The sequence below is a fragment of the Microcoleus sp. CZ3-B2 genome (assembly GCF_036705055.1).
Lineage (GTDB): Bacteria > Cyanobacteriota > Cyanobacteriia > Cyanobacteriales > Microcoleaceae > Microcoleus.
Window position 1 is genome coordinate 56,675 of the sequence record NZ_JAUBTN010000020.1, and the last position, 14,302, is coordinate 70,976.

13 protein-coding genes and 1 tRNA gene are annotated in these 14,302 nt (G+C 44.4%); 2 read left to right on the forward strand and 12 right to left on the reverse strand.

What is annotated here, in order from left to right; translation table 11 throughout:
• Positions 1–81: 81 nt before the first annotated feature.
• From urtD to urtA, 5 genes are all read right to left on the reverse strand, one after another.
• Entirely contained in the window at positions 82–828 is a 747-nt protein-coding gene (gene urtD, locus QUA97_RS11855; protein WP_194071147.1) for an urea ABC transporter ATP-binding protein UrtD, read from the reverse strand.
• A gap of 146 nt (positions 829–974) precedes the next feature.
• Positions 975–1,703, reverse strand: coding sequence for a TIGR00266 family protein (locus tag QUA97_RS11860; protein ID WP_194071146.1), 729 nt, complete (start codon positions 1,701–1,703; stop codon positions 975–977).
• 91 nt (positions 1,704–1,794) lie between these two features.
• Positions 1,795–2,937: an urea ABC transporter permease subunit UrtC gene (urtC, locus tag QUA97_RS11865; RefSeq protein WP_333194688.1), complete on the reverse strand. Its 1,143-nt coding sequence runs from the start codon at positions 2,935–2,937 to the stop codon at positions 1,795–1,797.
• Positions 2,938–2,963: 26 nt separating this feature from the next.
• On the reverse strand, positions 2,964–4,124 hold the full coding sequence (locus tag QUA97_RS11870; RefSeq protein ID WP_442922508.1) for an ABC transporter permease: 1,161 nt from the start codon (positions 4,122–4,124) through the stop codon (positions 2,964–2,966).
• 408 nt (positions 4,125–4,532) lie between these two features.
• Entirely contained in the window at positions 4,533–5,852 is a 1,320-nt protein-coding gene (gene urtA, locus QUA97_RS11875; RefSeq protein WP_333194689.1) for an urea ABC transporter substrate-binding protein, read from the reverse strand.
• 328 nt (positions 5,853–6,180) lie between these two features.
• On the opposite strand from urtA, the gene QUA97_RS11880 reads away from it, so the two are divergent.
• Positions 6,181–6,381 carry a hypothetical protein gene (locus QUA97_RS11880; RefSeq protein ID WP_333194690.1) on the forward strand — a complete coding sequence of 67 codons (201 nt, stop codon included), beginning with the start codon at positions 6,181–6,183 and terminating at the stop codon, positions 6,379–6,381.
• 63 nt (positions 6,382–6,444) lie between these two features.
• On the opposite strand, the gene QUA97_RS11885 is transcribed toward QUA97_RS11880, so the two are convergent.
• The 5 genes from QUA97_RS11885 to QUA97_RS11905 form a co-directional block, all read right to left on the reverse strand.
• Positions 6,445–6,517: transfer RNA gene (locus tag QUA97_RS11885), tRNA-Ala, on the reverse strand.
• 120 nt (positions 6,518–6,637) lie between these two features.
• Positions 6,638–7,366 (reverse strand): HAD family hydrolase, encoded by a 729-nt coding sequence (locus tag QUA97_RS11890; protein WP_194008652.1) that lies wholly within the window; start codon positions 7,364–7,366, stop codon positions 6,638–6,640.
• Between the two features lie 464 nt (positions 7,367–7,830).
• On the reverse strand, positions 7,831–8,730 hold the full coding sequence (locus QUA97_RS11895; RefSeq protein ID WP_194071002.1) for a class I SAM-dependent methyltransferase: 900 nt from the start codon (positions 8,728–8,730) through the stop codon (positions 7,831–7,833).
• A gap of 101 nt (positions 8,731–8,831) precedes the next feature.
• Positions 8,832–11,300, reverse strand: coding sequence for an ATP-binding protein (locus QUA97_RS11900; RefSeq protein ID WP_333194691.1), 2,469 nt, complete (start codon positions 11,298–11,300; stop codon positions 8,832–8,834).
• A gap of 362 nt (positions 11,301–11,662) precedes the next feature.
• On the reverse strand, positions 11,663–12,391 hold the full coding sequence (locus QUA97_RS11905) for a TVP38/TMEM64 family protein (RefSeq protein WP_194071003.1): 729 nt from the start codon (positions 12,389–12,391) through the stop codon (positions 11,663–11,665).
• Between the two features lie 39 nt (positions 12,392–12,430).
• Between QUA97_RS11905 and QUA97_RS11910 the strand changes: the two genes are divergently transcribed.
• Positions 12,431–12,601, forward strand: coding sequence for a hypothetical protein (locus QUA97_RS11910; protein ID WP_333194692.1), 171 nt, complete (start codon positions 12,431–12,433; stop codon positions 12,599–12,601).
• A 144-nt stretch (positions 12,602–12,745) separates the two neighbouring features.
• Here QUA97_RS11910 and arsS read toward each other — a convergent pair whose 3' ends face one another.
• Together arsS and arsC are read right to left on the reverse strand one after the other, a co-directional pair.
• Positions 12,746–13,732 carry an arsenosugar biosynthesis radical SAM (seleno)protein ArsS gene (gene arsS, locus QUA97_RS11915; protein ID WP_333194693.1) on the reverse strand — a complete coding sequence of 329 codons (987 nt, stop codon included), beginning with the start codon at positions 13,730–13,732 and terminating at the stop codon, positions 12,746–12,748.
• Between the two features lie 162 nt (positions 13,733–13,894).
• The gene (gene arsC, locus QUA97_RS11920) at positions 13,895–14,296 is read right to left on the reverse strand and encodes an arsenate reductase, glutathione/glutaredoxin type (protein ID WP_194071006.1); all 402 of its coding nucleotides are present in this window, start codon (positions 14,294–14,296) and stop codon (positions 13,895–13,897) included.
• Positions 14,297–14,302: the final 6 nt, after the last annotated feature.

Sequence of the window (14,302 nt, forward strand, 5' to 3'; positions counted from 1 at the left end):
CTGTTATTTTTATAATGACGAATGACTAATGACTAATGACTAATGACTAATGACTAATGACTAATGACTAATGACTAATGACTACTCTTCTGGTTTTCCCAAATATACTTCAATAACGCGATCGTCATTTTGCACCTCATCCATCGTTCCTTCACACAAAACAGCACCCTGATGCAAAACCGTCACCTTTTGAGCAATTTGCCGCACAAACTCCATATCGTGTTCTATCACTAACACCGAATGACTTTCGGCCAGCGAAATCAGCAAATCTCCAGTCAGCGCCGTTTCCTCATCAGTCAAACCAGCCACAGGTTCATCAACCAACAACAAATCGGGAGATTGAGCCACCAACATCCCAATTTCCAACCACTGCTTTTCCCCGTGAGAAAGCAAACCAGCATGAACATCAGCTTTAGCAACTAAACCAATTGTTTCTAACAAACCAGCAACCGTGCGCTTTTCCGCCACAGGAGAACCCTTAAACAGAGTAGGAAATACATTTTTATTGCCGTTGCAAGATAGCTCTAAATTTTCCCTCGGCGTTAAATTCAAGTAAACTCGCGGCGTCTGAAACTTGCGGCCAATACCGAGGCGAGCAATCTGATATTCCGACAATTTGCGTAAATTGCGACCTTTAAAGATTACCCGCCCTTCCGTCGGCTGCACCTTCCCGGTAATCGAGTCGAGAAAAGTTGTTTTCCCCGCACCGTTGGGGCCAATGATAACTCGCAGTTCGCCCGCATCCATACTAAAATTCAGATTGTTAATGGCTTTGAAACCGTCAAAGCTAACAGTCAAGTTTTCGATTTCTAATACTTTTTGGTTCATGTATTTGTCAGAAATTTTATTGAATATTTCTTGAATATTTGTAGTAAGGGCTTTAGTCTTTTATTACTGAATATTTGGAGTAAGAACTTGAGTTGCTTCTTACAGATTTAGCCTGAATGCGGACTAAAGTCCTCACTACAAACCTTTTACGCGAAGCTAGAACTGCTAGAACTGCTCGTTAAAGGAGCTGGATTTACCGCCATAATTCGCTCAGCCAATTTCGAGAGTGGCAGACTTTGCAAATACACTTTGCCAGGCCCGGTTAGCTTGACTAAAAACAAGCCTTCGCCACCAAATAAAGCATTTCTAAAGCCGCCCACAAACTGAATATCGTAATCTACAGTCGGCGCAAAAGCGACCAAACAACCAGTGTCCGCTCGCAACACTTCGCCAACTCCCAAATTTTTCTCAACTATTGTTCCTCCCGCATGAACAAAAGCGAGGCCGTCACCCTGCAATTTTTGCAGAATAAAGCCTTCTCCGCCAAAGAAACCAGCACCGAGTCGCTTGGTGAAAGCTACATCAATGTCAATCCCATTTGCCGCACAGAGAAATGAGTCTTTTTGACACAGAAATTTGCCACCAAGTTTACCTAAATCGAGGGGAATTATTTTCCCAGGATAGGGGGCGGCAAAAGCGACGCGGGCCTTGCGATTTCCGCTGTTGACAAAGGTGCTAATAAAAAAACTTTCCCCTGTCAGCATCCGTTTGAAACCTTGAAATATGCCACCACCTGTGGCTGTTTGCATCTGGATGTCGCCTTCCATGTATGTCATGGCTCCCACTTCAGCTCTGACACCTTCTCTGGGGTCGAGTTCAATTTCAATCAGTTGCAAATCGTCGCCGTAGATTTTGTAGTCAATAATATCTGCCATCTGTTTCCCCTCATGTTAAATAATTGAGTTATTTTACTACAAAATCTTTAGTTGGAAATTCGCAAGCATACCAGATATCATTTTTTAGCATTCAATGTTCAAGTTCTTCTTTTTCTCGCTGTACTTCGGGGTCTTGTTCCAGGCTGGGGTAAGTTGATGCGTACTTTGGTTTTTTGAACAGGCGGCGGATGTGTTCAAAATCTTTATTTTGCAGCCATCCGACTATGCCGTCGGGCAGGACTGTGACTACTATTAAAAATAGCGCGCCTTGAAAAAATAGCCAGACTTCAGGAAATTGTTCGCTCAAGAAACTCTTGCCAAAGTTGACTAGCAGCGCTCCCAATATGGCCCCAGATAAAGTGGCGCGCCCTCCTACGGCTACCCAAATTACTATTTCGATGGAAAATGCAATATCCATTGCTTTCGGGGAAATAATTCCGGTTTGTACGGTGAATAAAGCGCCTGCTATTCCGGCTAAACCGGCGGAAATTGCAAATACTAAAACTTTGTATCCTGTGGGATTGTAACCTGAGAAACGCAGGCGCACTTCGTCGTCGCGAATTGCTACTAGCAACCGCCCGAAACGCCCGCTTGTCAGCCACCGACAGAGGACGTAGGTTGCTACTAGAAATAGTATGGTGAGAATGTAGAAAATATATTGAGTGTCTCTACTATTTACTGAGGCTCCGAATAGGGTTTTAAAGTCGGTGAGTCCGTTGGTGCCGTTAATCAGTTTTTGCTGGCCGTTGAAAAAGTTAAAAAATACAATGGTTGCTGCTTGGGTGAGAATTGAAAAGTAAACGCCTCGAATTCGATTGCGGAATACTAAGTAACCTAAAAGTCCGCCCAAGATGGCGGGGATGAGGAATACTGCGACGACTGAGAAGGGAAATGAATAGAATGGTTGCCAAAACCAAGGCAGTTCAGTAACGCCGTAGAGACTCATAAATTCGGGCAGTTGAGTGCTGGTGCTTGGGGGAATTTGCAGTTTTAGGTGCATGGCGAAGGCGTAGCCACCTAGGGCAAAAAATACGCCGTGTCCCAGACTGAGCAAACCTGTGTATCCCCAGATTAAGTCTATGCCGAGGGCTGCAATTGCTAGTGCTAAAAATCGGCCCAATTGGTTGAGACGAGCGTCAGGAACTATTCCTGGGACGAGCAATATGAATGTTAGGGCGATCGCCCCTACAATTGCTGCTTCTTTTAGCCGTGCCTTTTTTTGTGTATTTTTCATTTTTTTGGCGATCGAAGCTGTAGTTGTTAATTCTCAACAGTGCGTCCTTTTTGCGGAAAAATTCCTCCCGGCTTCACTTGCAAAAAAGCCATAATTAAGGCAAATACCATCACTTTTGCCATGCTGGTGGTGGCGAAAAATGTGAAAAAATCAGCTAAGGGCTTGATAGGAGCAAACATTAATGCTAATGTCCCAGAGCCGATCAGGTAATTTGCAGTGCCGATCGCCATTGCAGCAACTACACTGCCCATAATCTTGCCGACACCGCCCACAACCACAACCATAAAAGTATCGACAATATAATTTTGTCCGGTATTTGAGCCTACCGAACCGATCAGACTAATCGCGCAGCCAGCAACACCAGCCAACCCCGAACCCAAAGCAAAAGTCAGCGCATCTACTTTCTCGGTAGGAATTCCCAAACACGCGCTCATGCTGCGATTTTGCGTCACAGCGCGAATCCGCAATCCCCACACAGACTTTTGCAAAAATAGGTAAATTCCCGCCAAACAAACTCCTGTCAGCACAATAATAAAAAGTCTGGCGTAGGGGAGTTGAAAAGTGCCCAGCGGGATGCCGCCGCGCAGCCATGCAGGCGCAGTCACATCGACATTTTGAGCGCCAAACCAAGGTTTAGTTACTGCGAGTTTGTAAGTTTCGCTTAAAAGTGCGCTGACAGCCCAAGAAATACCCAAAGACAAAGGTAAAATTATGGCGATAATTCCCTTGCGAATGCGATCGAAATCCGGGCGTCGCTTCAGCACCTGCAACCCGCCAAAAAATAGCAAACAAAATACAGCAATTCCCGCTACCAAAACCCAACTAACACTGCGGACAAACTGCTGTAAAATTAAACTTACGCCCCACGTCGCCAGCAAAGTTTCTAGAGGCCGCCCGTAGAGATAGCGAATCACTCCGCGTTCGAGAATTAATCCTACCAGCGCCGCTACTAAAAAAGCTAGGGGAATGGCAAATAAAATATACATTTCAAAAGCAAATCCTCCCATACCCTTGAAGACATTTTGCACCACGAAAGTTGTATAAGCTCCCAGCATCATCAATTCGCCATGAGCCATATTAATCACACCCATCAACCCGAAAATAATCGCTAATCCCAGGGCTGCAATTAGTAAAACAGCGCCGATGCTAATGCCGTTGAATAAACCGTCCAATAAGCCGCTCAGCACTTTTTATCCTCCTATTTTTCGATAATATTTGATGTCGCGATTTTTTGTATAAAGGTAAGGTGCGCCCCCAAGCAGCCTACAAACTTCGGATTTCACGATTGACTTCTACTTTGCTTAGGAACGACAATTTAATAACTTAAATACCTCCTAAGCTGTTGCTCATATATATTGTGTATGGCGATTGAGGGGGAGAGGGGGATCAGGGGAGAGGGGGAGAGGGGGAGAGGATTTGACAATTTTTGATTGTCATCAAAATATACAATGTTTATTTGCACAACAGCTTATAGTTATTTCTCCTATAAGTGGCGAAGTAAAAGGAGGTTCTTCCTCCCAATATGTGTTACCAGGAAGAGCCTGGTAACAAGCAAAGCCGGAGATGCTGCCCTTCACGCTTGAATTATGCTTTACTTAGCTGGTCTTGAATTTGCCGCCTTTGGCCGGATCTGACCAATCACAAGAAAAGCCTTGTGTTTCGGGGACAAACTGATTCCAAGGAATCGGTGGCACGGCTTCTGGCGTAGCATAAGCAATTTCAAACAAACCGTCTTCTCTCACCTTACCCAACCGCACAAATTTAGCAAGGTGATGGTTGTTTTCTAGGGTCACTTTGCCCTCCGGCGCGTCAAAAGTTTGACCCAAAGCTGCTGCCCGTACTTTGTCCAAATCGTCGGCGGTTCCTGCTTTTTCGACGGCTTGCTTCCACAGGTAAACCATGATGTAAGCTGCTTCCATCGGGTCGTTTGTCACTCTGTCTTTGCCGTATTTTGCTTTGAAAGCTTCCACAAACTTTGTATTTGCGGGAGTGTCCACAGTCATGAAGTAATTCCAGGCGGCGTAATGGTCTTTGAGATATTCTACGCCGATCGCCTTTACTTCTTCTTCTGCAATACTGACAGACATTGACGGATATTTGTCCGGGCCCAAACCTGCACCCTGCAACTGTTTGAAAAATGCCACATTGCTGTCGCCGTTGAGGGAATTGAAGATGACCCCGCCGTCGGGCAAAGCTGCCTTGATTTTAGTAATAATGGGCGTGACTTCTGTACCGCCAAGAGGTATGTAATCTTCGCCAACTAATTCTCCGCCTTTGGCTGCTAGCTGTGCTTTAATAATGGTGTTTGCGGTGCGGGGAAAAACGTAGTCAGACCCAACTAAGAAGAATTTTTTTCCTTTATTTTCTAGCAGCCAGTCAACTGCTGGTTCGATTTGTTGGTTTGGGGCTGCCCCGGTGTAAAAGATGTTTTTTGAGCACTCTTGACCCTCGTATTGTACGGGATACCAGAGCATATGATTTTTTTCTTCAAAGACTGGCAATACTGCTTTGCGGCTGGCGGATGTCCAGCAGCCGAAGACTGTGACAACTTTATCTTGGTCGATCAATTTTTTGGCTTTTTCGGCAAAAGTCGGCCAGTCTGAGTTGCCATCTTCTACTATTGCTTCGATTTGTTTTCCGAGGACTCCGCCAGCTTTGTTGATTTCTTCGATCGCTAATTGTTCGGCATCAACCACGCTTTTTTCGCTGATGGACATTGTGCCGCTCAAGGAATGTAAAATTCCTACTTTGATCGTGTTTCCACCGCCTGCTGCTGGTGCAGTTCCTGTTGCTGTTGGAGAAGCGGCTGGGGTGGCTGTTGGAGTCGGAGTTCTACAAGCTTTGAGGAATAAACTTGTTGTGAGGGTAGCAGAACCGTATAAAAGAAATTTCCGCCGATCGAATCGCTTTGTCATTTTTCCTTGTTACTCTTAAATAGCTCAGTCAGATGATTGAGAATAACATATAGCGACTTGATATTAAGACTAGGTTGAGAATACTTTTGTATCTTTATATACAAAAGTTATTATTAATTTACAAAATGAAGGTTTGGTGAGGATTGATGGCAAATGTGGCAGAAACGGAGTTTAGACACTAAGATATGCACTTTGAGCGATCGGTCTGAAATTAACAACCGGGTTTCTTTAGAGAATTATCTTATTGATACTAGGAGTTAGACCGTAACTGAGTTTGTGGCACACTTGGATCGTGTCCGATCGATTACGATCACAAAAATGGTTCGTAGTGTGGACACCACAATGCAATAATGAGCGGACTGAAGTCCGCACTACGAAGCGAATTCATCTTGCTGCGGTTAATCGATCGCACATTCACAGGAAAATATCAAAGCAGATGACGATCGCCCTTTATACAAATATAGCAAAAGCAACATTGGGCGCGGACATAAATAACCTAATGAATACAGCCGATACCCGTCAAGCATAAATGGTTTGATTCCCCTACTCTGCAACTGCTTTCGGAGTCAACTGTCCACTGTCAACTAATTTATGGAGAATAGCGGACTCGAACCGCTGGCCTCTGCGGTGCGATCGCAGCGCTCTACCAACTGAGCTAATTCCCCTGATTGACTTTCAATTTAGCATTTTAGATGCTCGATTGCCGAATCTCAAAGGCTTGCAAATTGCATTTGCTTTCAATTTTACAAACCGTGACCAACATTAGCACGTAAGGGCTAAAAACGTCAAGAGTTTTCCGCCGCCGGCTCGGTGGGGGCGATCGAGCAAAGTTGAGCTACTCTGTCCAACTCTAAATCAGCAAAATAGTCCACCGTCCAATTAGCTTGGCGCTGGATCATGTGAAACGGGTAAGTGTGAGTCACGCCCGCTACCTGCATCCCCGCTTTTTTCGCCGATTCTATCCCCGCAAAAGTATCTTCTAGGGCCAAACATTCGATCGGTTGCAGGTTCAAACCGGGATATTTCTGGTTGAGAAGTTCCACAGCCAACAGATAGCAGTCAGGTTCTGGTTTGCTCGCCGTCAAGTCGTCACCTGCGACAATTAACTCAAAATTTGCAGCCAAACCGGCTCGCTCTAGCACTAATTCTATATCCGATCGCATGGCCCCGCTAACTACGGCCATTTTTAGTCCAGAAACGCGAATTTTGTCAATAAATTCTGCCAAACCGGTATAAATCGGCAATGTTTCCAAACTATTTATTTTTTCTTGATAAGCTTTGGCCTTGCCTAGCAGCAAGCGATCGAGGTATGTTTCTGTGAGATATCGTCCTCGGCGCTGCAGCAGTTCGGTAATGCAAGCGCGATCGCTCTTTCCCAAACAAATTTCTCGAAACTCCCCGCGTTTGAGTTGCAGATTTTCATCTAGCATCAGGCGATCGATTAAGTTCTCGTGAATCGACTCGTCATTAATAATAACGCCATTAAAATCAAATAAAACTGCTTTTAGAGTCATTAGTTATTGGTTATTGGTTATTGGTTATTAGTTATTAGTTATTAGTTATTAGTTATTAGTTATTGGTTATTGGTTATTGGTTATTGGTTGTTGGTTGTTGGTTATTGGTTATTAGTTATTAGTTATATCGTTTCCGCTTGTATCGGACTGATTTAACCACAGAGAGCACAGAGTACACAGAGGGAGAGAATATATATCTGAATCATTCCGATGCTACCGGATTTGATATTATTGGTTATTAGTTATCAGTCATTAGTTATCAGTTATTAATCATCTTGCCCGAAGATCGAAGTCAAAGGGTAGTCATTAAGCTGTCGGACATTTAAATTGTATGTTCAGGGCGGGACACCCCACAAGACGGGGAATTGTTTTGTGACATATAATTTATATACAGCCACTGTTAACAGTTAACTGTCAACAGCCAACAGTTAACAGTTAACTGTCAACAGCCAACAGTCAATAAATCAAGCGGGTGCTGGAATGCCCGGTAAATCGCCATCAAAATCAGGAGCGCGATCGCCCAAATTCGACACCTGCGCCTGACGCACCGGCTCGAAATCTTCTCCCAGAAGAGGTTTCACGCCCTGCGTCACCTGATGCACCCACCAGTGTTCCTGAGTTTGCACCGCAGCAAATCCCGCCGCCCCCGCCCAAGCATCCATACTACCAGCCGCGTAAGACTTAATATAAGGCTCTTCAAAGATATCAGTCAGCCACTCTGTCTGTCGCAAAGTTTTTTGATTTCCGTCCAAAATTGCCACTTGTCCCCCAACCTTCAGCAGTCGGAAGCTTTCTCGCAAAATTGCGCGCGAGACAGCAGGCGGCGTTTCGTGAAACAGCAAGGAAGCTGCGACTAAATCGAAGCTGCTGTCAGCAAAACCCACGCTTTCAGCATTTCCGTGCAACCACTCGATATTCAAGCCGGCTTTTTGCGCCTTCATTTCGGCGACTACCAGCATATAAGGAGACAAGTCCAGGCCGACAACTTCCGCTTCGGGAAAGGCTTGTTTGAGCATCAGGGTTGTCGAACCGGTGCCACATCCCAAATCGATAATTCGGCGCGGTTTTACCCGCACAGCGTCAATTAAACCTTGTCTGACGACTGTTTCGTGGGGAGGCAAAACGTATTGCGTGATTGGATCGTAGGAAACGGCGGCACTGGGGTTGAGGTAGCCGCCTTTGATGCCGTGAAAGTTTTGGCTGCTGTAATATTTGGGATAAACTAGGTTGGTTTGTCGGTGGCGATCGCCCGCTTTTTCCCAGTCAGTACCTTCGTAGAGTCGTTTGATTGCTTCTTCGTCGATCGCCAGTCGGATCAGCGGCGATAAAAAGCGCTCGAAAATTGTATCCTTACCAACAGCCATAAAACTCCTTTCACAAAAACTCTTTTAATTTTAGCCAACAGCAGTAAAATTAGCATTAATTAAAGTTATTTGTCTCCTCGAGCCTCTATCCATTACCTCCCCTACATTGCTCGTTGCCCAACTTCCCTTTTATTGCTTGCTTCCTGTCGCTTTTCATTAATCGGAATTTTTATTAAAAACTCCGTCCCGCCGCCTGCAGGTTTAGATATTTTGATGCTGCCGCCGTGTCCGTCTACAACAATTTTGTAGCTGATTGCTAACCCCAAACCAGTGCCTTGTCCCACCGGTTTGGTGGTAAAAAATGGGTTAAAAATTTGGTCTTTAACGCTGTCGGGAATGCCGGGGCCGTTGTCGGCGATCGCCACTTTCAGAAATTTTATGCTATGTTCGCGAACTACTCCTGTGGAAATAGTAATAATTTTATCCAGGCGATCGATCTCGTTCAAGGCATCGATCGCATTGCTCAGCAAGTTCATAAACACCTGATTTAGCTGAGACGGATAGCAGTCTACTAAAGGCACTTTTCCGTATCTCTTGACTATATAAATGCCATTTTTGATTTTGTTGGAAAGCAGCAGCAAGGTATTTTCCATGCCTTCGTGAATGTCCGCCTGCTTTTTGTCTGATTCATCGAGGCGAGAAAAGTTGCGTAAAGAAAGAACTATGCTGCGAATGCGATCGGTTCCTATTTTCATAGAATTTAATATATGCGGCAAATCTTCCTCGATAAAATCTAGCTCAATTTCTTCGGTAAAATCGGCGATTTCCGGGGTGACTTCTGGGAATGTTTGTTTGTACAAACTCACTAATTCTAATAAATCTTTAGTATATTTTGTGGTGTGAGGCAAATTAGCAGAAATGAAGTTAACCGGGTTGTTGATTTCGTGCGCTATCCCCGCTACCATTTGACCGAGGGATGACATTTTTTCGCTCTGCACTAAATGGGTTTGAGTCTTTTTCAGTTCGTGCAAGGCATTATTGAGCAGTTTTACTTGGTCTTGGGTTTGAGTGTAAAGGTGAGATTGAGTAATTGCGATCGCCAATTGATCTGCTACAGCTTTTAACAGTTTAATTTCTTCCGCGCTCCAAAACCACTGAGCAGCGTGGCTGCAAACTAAATAACCCTGTTGCTCATTTTTAGTCGGGACTGGCATCGCTAAATAGCTATTAGCTTTCAGTTCGAGCGGTTGACTTGCGCCCCTAGTCCAAGTATCGGCATTAAAAATGATTGGATTGGATTGGTCGCTCTCTACTGACAAATTTCGCACCAAGTAAGGTTCAAAGTTTATCGCTTGTCTCGGACAATCAAATTGGGAAGATTCCCACAAAATTTGTAAAGTTTTGTTTTGCGGCTCGTACCAACCAAAAGCTGCTCGTTCTAGATGCAGCAAATTTACTATTTCTTCGACGGTACTTTGCACGATTTTGTCTAATTCTAGAGAAGCGCGAATGCGTCCAGAAATCCGGTTGAGCATGGCTTCTCGCTCGGCTCTGGCGCGATTGTTTTCCGAGGAATAAATTAGCCAAATTGCTGCTAGCATTGCCGGGACTAGCAGTCCGACGACGACGGATGTTAGAAAATTTAATGCTTGCAGTTGGGATTCAATATTTTCGCGGGGAATTATTAAGGCCATCGACCAGTTCACTTCCTGGAGGGGAGCGTAGACGGCATACACCCATTTGTTATCTATTTTTACCAGTTCGATGTTCGTCTGGCGATCGATCATGTGCCGCGCAATTGTGGAGAGTGCGGAATCTTGTGACTGTAAAAAGCTTGGAGCAGGCCGATCGCTATTGCCAATTAAGTTATTGTTGGGATGAACAATTGGCACTCCTTCTGAATTGAGCGCAAAAGCATAACTCTCGGAACCGTAATGCAGGCTGTTAACAACATTTGCTACTCTGTCTAATTTAATGCTGCCCGATAGGACTCCAATTACTTCATTGGAAGGCTGTGGCAAGGCCCAAATAGGAGCTGAAATCACGATCGTCGAAACTTGTGTACTGCGGCCGATCAGCGGGTCAGAAACATTGATTTCCCCGGCCATTGCTTTTATAAAGTGTTGGCGGTCTTTGACATTCGTGCGGTTGCCTAGAGTGTTAGTTAGTGAGCCGTTGGGTTGAATTAATGCCAGGATGAAATACTCTTTTAGCCTGTATATTTCTGATTGCAACCGGGGTTCGACTAATTCCCAATTGAGAGTGCGAATCTTTGGAGAGTAAGCGATGGTTTCTATTTCTGCTTTGCGGCTGCTGAGCCAGCGATCGATTTCATCGGTGCCTTTTTCTAATTTTAATAGTGCTATTTCTTTTAAATTGTCGAGTATTAGTCCGCGCACAAAAAAATAGCTTACGCAAGTAGTTGTGCTAATGGTTAAAGCTGTGGTACCTAGAATTAGCAGGGTCAGCAAATGGCGACGCTGCCGTCTGTGCTGCCAAAGACTTTCTAGTTGCTGCCAGCGCGATTGAGCGCTGATGCCGATGTTTTGCCAAAAGTGGCGCAGTTTTGGCTTTTGGTGGGGCGGCGGCGCAGAAACGGGTCGGGCTTGATTTGCTGGTTTTTGCATCATCAAATGTTCTCGTCGAGAGTGAAATCGATCGAACTGCACAGTCATTCGGCAGAATTAATATTATGTCAACAGTCAGGACTTGAGTCCTCCTAGGTTTGGCCGATGGGGATGTGGATTTCTGGCTGCGAACAATTTTTATTTCGATCGCAATATCGCATTCTATTTTGACATTAATTTTGTATTTTGACCTTGAGTTTACTTTTTTGAGGTTAGTGCTTTACGATATATTTAAGATCTATCTCGTTTGTATAACAAATTTTTTGTAAATAACACAGAGAAAATACGGAGTTTTTTAAATTAGCTATGTATTATAATTTATGAGCAAAACCGTATTGACAAGTTAACCAATTTGTGCAGTAGGTTTAAGGAGAAATTTTTTCGTCTAAAGCTTTTTTTGCCAAGCGGGCTGCATAAACGGTGAGGGCGATCGTTGCTAGCAAACCAATGCCGTAAAGAGCCCACTCAGCAGCAGTGCGCGATCGCCCTTCGGCTCCGAGTGCCGCCAAACTCCCAGCCAGATAACCAATATAAACATACATCACAGTTCCCGGAATCATGCCGAGCCAAGATGCAAAAAAATAGTCTCTGAGAGATACCTGCGTGACTCCAAAAGCATAGTTGAGCAAATTAAATGGGAAAATTGGCGAAAGTCGCGTCAGCAGCACAATTTTCCATCCTTCAGAAGCAACTGCGGAGTCGATCGCCTGAAATTTAGGATTTCCTTCTATCTGTTTGGAAACCCAATCGCGAGTTAAATACCTTCCTATTAAAAAAGCGCAAGTTGCGCCCAAAACCGAGCCCATGGAAACGCAAACCGTGCCGCCAACGACGCCGAACAAAACCCCAGAACCGAGAGTAAGCAAAGAACCGGGAATAAATAAAACCGTAGCGACAATGTAAATTAGAATAAAAGCTACAGGGCCCCAAGGGCCGAGACTCGCGATCGCCGAAAGCGCGTTTTTTAGAATTGCTTGAAAGTTAAAAAACTGTGCCGCCACAATCAAAGCTACAGCTAAAGCAATCCCTAAAAACAGTTTCCACCTTTGGGATGGTGGCGGATTTTTTTCATCGGGCGATCGCAAATCATTCATTACTTAAAATCTCCATTCTCAATAATATGGGCATAGGGCATGGGGAATTGGGAATTGGGAATTGGGAATTGGGAATTGGGCATTGGGAATTGGGCATTGGGAATTGGGAATTGGGAATTGGGAATTGGGAATTGGGAATTGGGAATTGGGAATTGGGAATTGGGCGGAGCGAAGCGGAGGGATTGGGAATTGGGAATTGTTAACGGTTAACTGTTAACCGTTAACCGTTAACCGTTAACCGTTAACCGTTAACCGTTAACTAATGACTAATGACTAATGACTAATGACTAATGACTAATGACTAATGACTGATGACTAATGACTAATGACTAATGACTAATGACTAATGACTTCTTAAGTCAAAGTACCCCCGCAGCTAGAACCTGAACCAGCCGTACAGCCGTAACAATAAGCAGCAGTTTGCACCTCTGGAATCACATCTAAACTGCCAGATTCGAGCAATTTAGCAACAGTTATCTTTCCCCCGCTGCCAGTTTTTGCCGGCAGATTTTCCATTTGATTAAAATCGCAATCGTAGACATTGCCCAAATAGTCGATCGACAATTCATTGCGGCACATTAAATGATCCACAGTACCGGGATTAAAATTATCCTCCAAAAACCCCAGATAAGGCTTGTGAAGTTTCTTATGTTCCAAATGAAACTTAGTCCGTCCCACAGGCAAATTAGTAATCGCGAACAAGTGATTAAAACAAATCCCAAAATGTTTAGCTAAATAAACCTGATAATCTCGCTGTAACTTACCTTGTTCCGCTGTTAGCGAAAACTTATGTGTTGTCGGCACTTGCGGATTGTACACCAAATCCAGAATCAAATTTGGGTTTTTCCCGTATCCCAACTGATTCAGCTTTTGCAGCGCCAGAATCGAACTGTCAAAAACACCGCTACCGCGCATTTTGTCAACATTGTCAGCTTGGTAGCAGGGAAGCGATGCCACAATTCTGAGTTGTTGCTGCGCGCAATATTCAGGAATATCCTCAAAACCTTTTTCAAAGTAAATCGTTAAATTAGAACGAACAATTACCTCTTTACCTGTTGCCCTTGCTGCTTCCGCTAAGGGTTTAAAACCGTAAAGCATCTCGGGAGCACCGCCAGTGAGGTCAACAGTTTGAATTTGAGGAAAGCGGCGAATAATTTCAATTAATTGGTCGCAAATTTCCGGGGAAATTTCTTCTGTTCGTTTCGGGCTAGCTTCTACGTGACAGTGAGTGCAAGCGAGGTTGCAGCGTTTCCCGAGATTAATTTGTAAAACTGTAATCTGCTTTTTAGTTAAAGCTGAGTTGAGTTTGTTTTTGAAAGGCGTGATTGCTGTCTGAATCATGTGCTAAATTTTTCGGTCTGTGCTCGCAACGGATTGAGAGGCGATCGGCCGGAACGCCTCTCATAATTTAGCACTAATTCTTTGGATGCGACAGCGACAGGTTAAAAATCAGTTTGTTGAGAATCGATCGCAACCCGCAACCCAAGGGTGATATTTTCGACATTAATCTGGTTTGAGAGAGTCAACTAATTTTTCAACTCGTGCTTTAATTTCATCTCTAACGCGGTGAAAAGTTTCGATAGGTTGTCCGTCGGGGTCATCGAGTTGCCAATCTTCAAATACTTCTTGCAATACCCACGCTTCGGGTAAATTTACGCCGCAGCCGCACAGAGAAATTACTGCGTCGTAGTCTTCTGCATTGAATTCGCTTAGTGGGTTGGATGTTTGATCGGTGATATCAATGCCAATTTCTGACATGACTTGAATTGCTGTCGGATGAACTCTGCTTGATTCTAACCCGGAACTGGTGACTCCAATCTTGCCGGCTCCGATGGTTTTAGCGAATCCTTCTGCCATTTGCGATCGGCAGGAATTTCTTTTGCAAACAAACATTACTTTTTTCATGGTTTT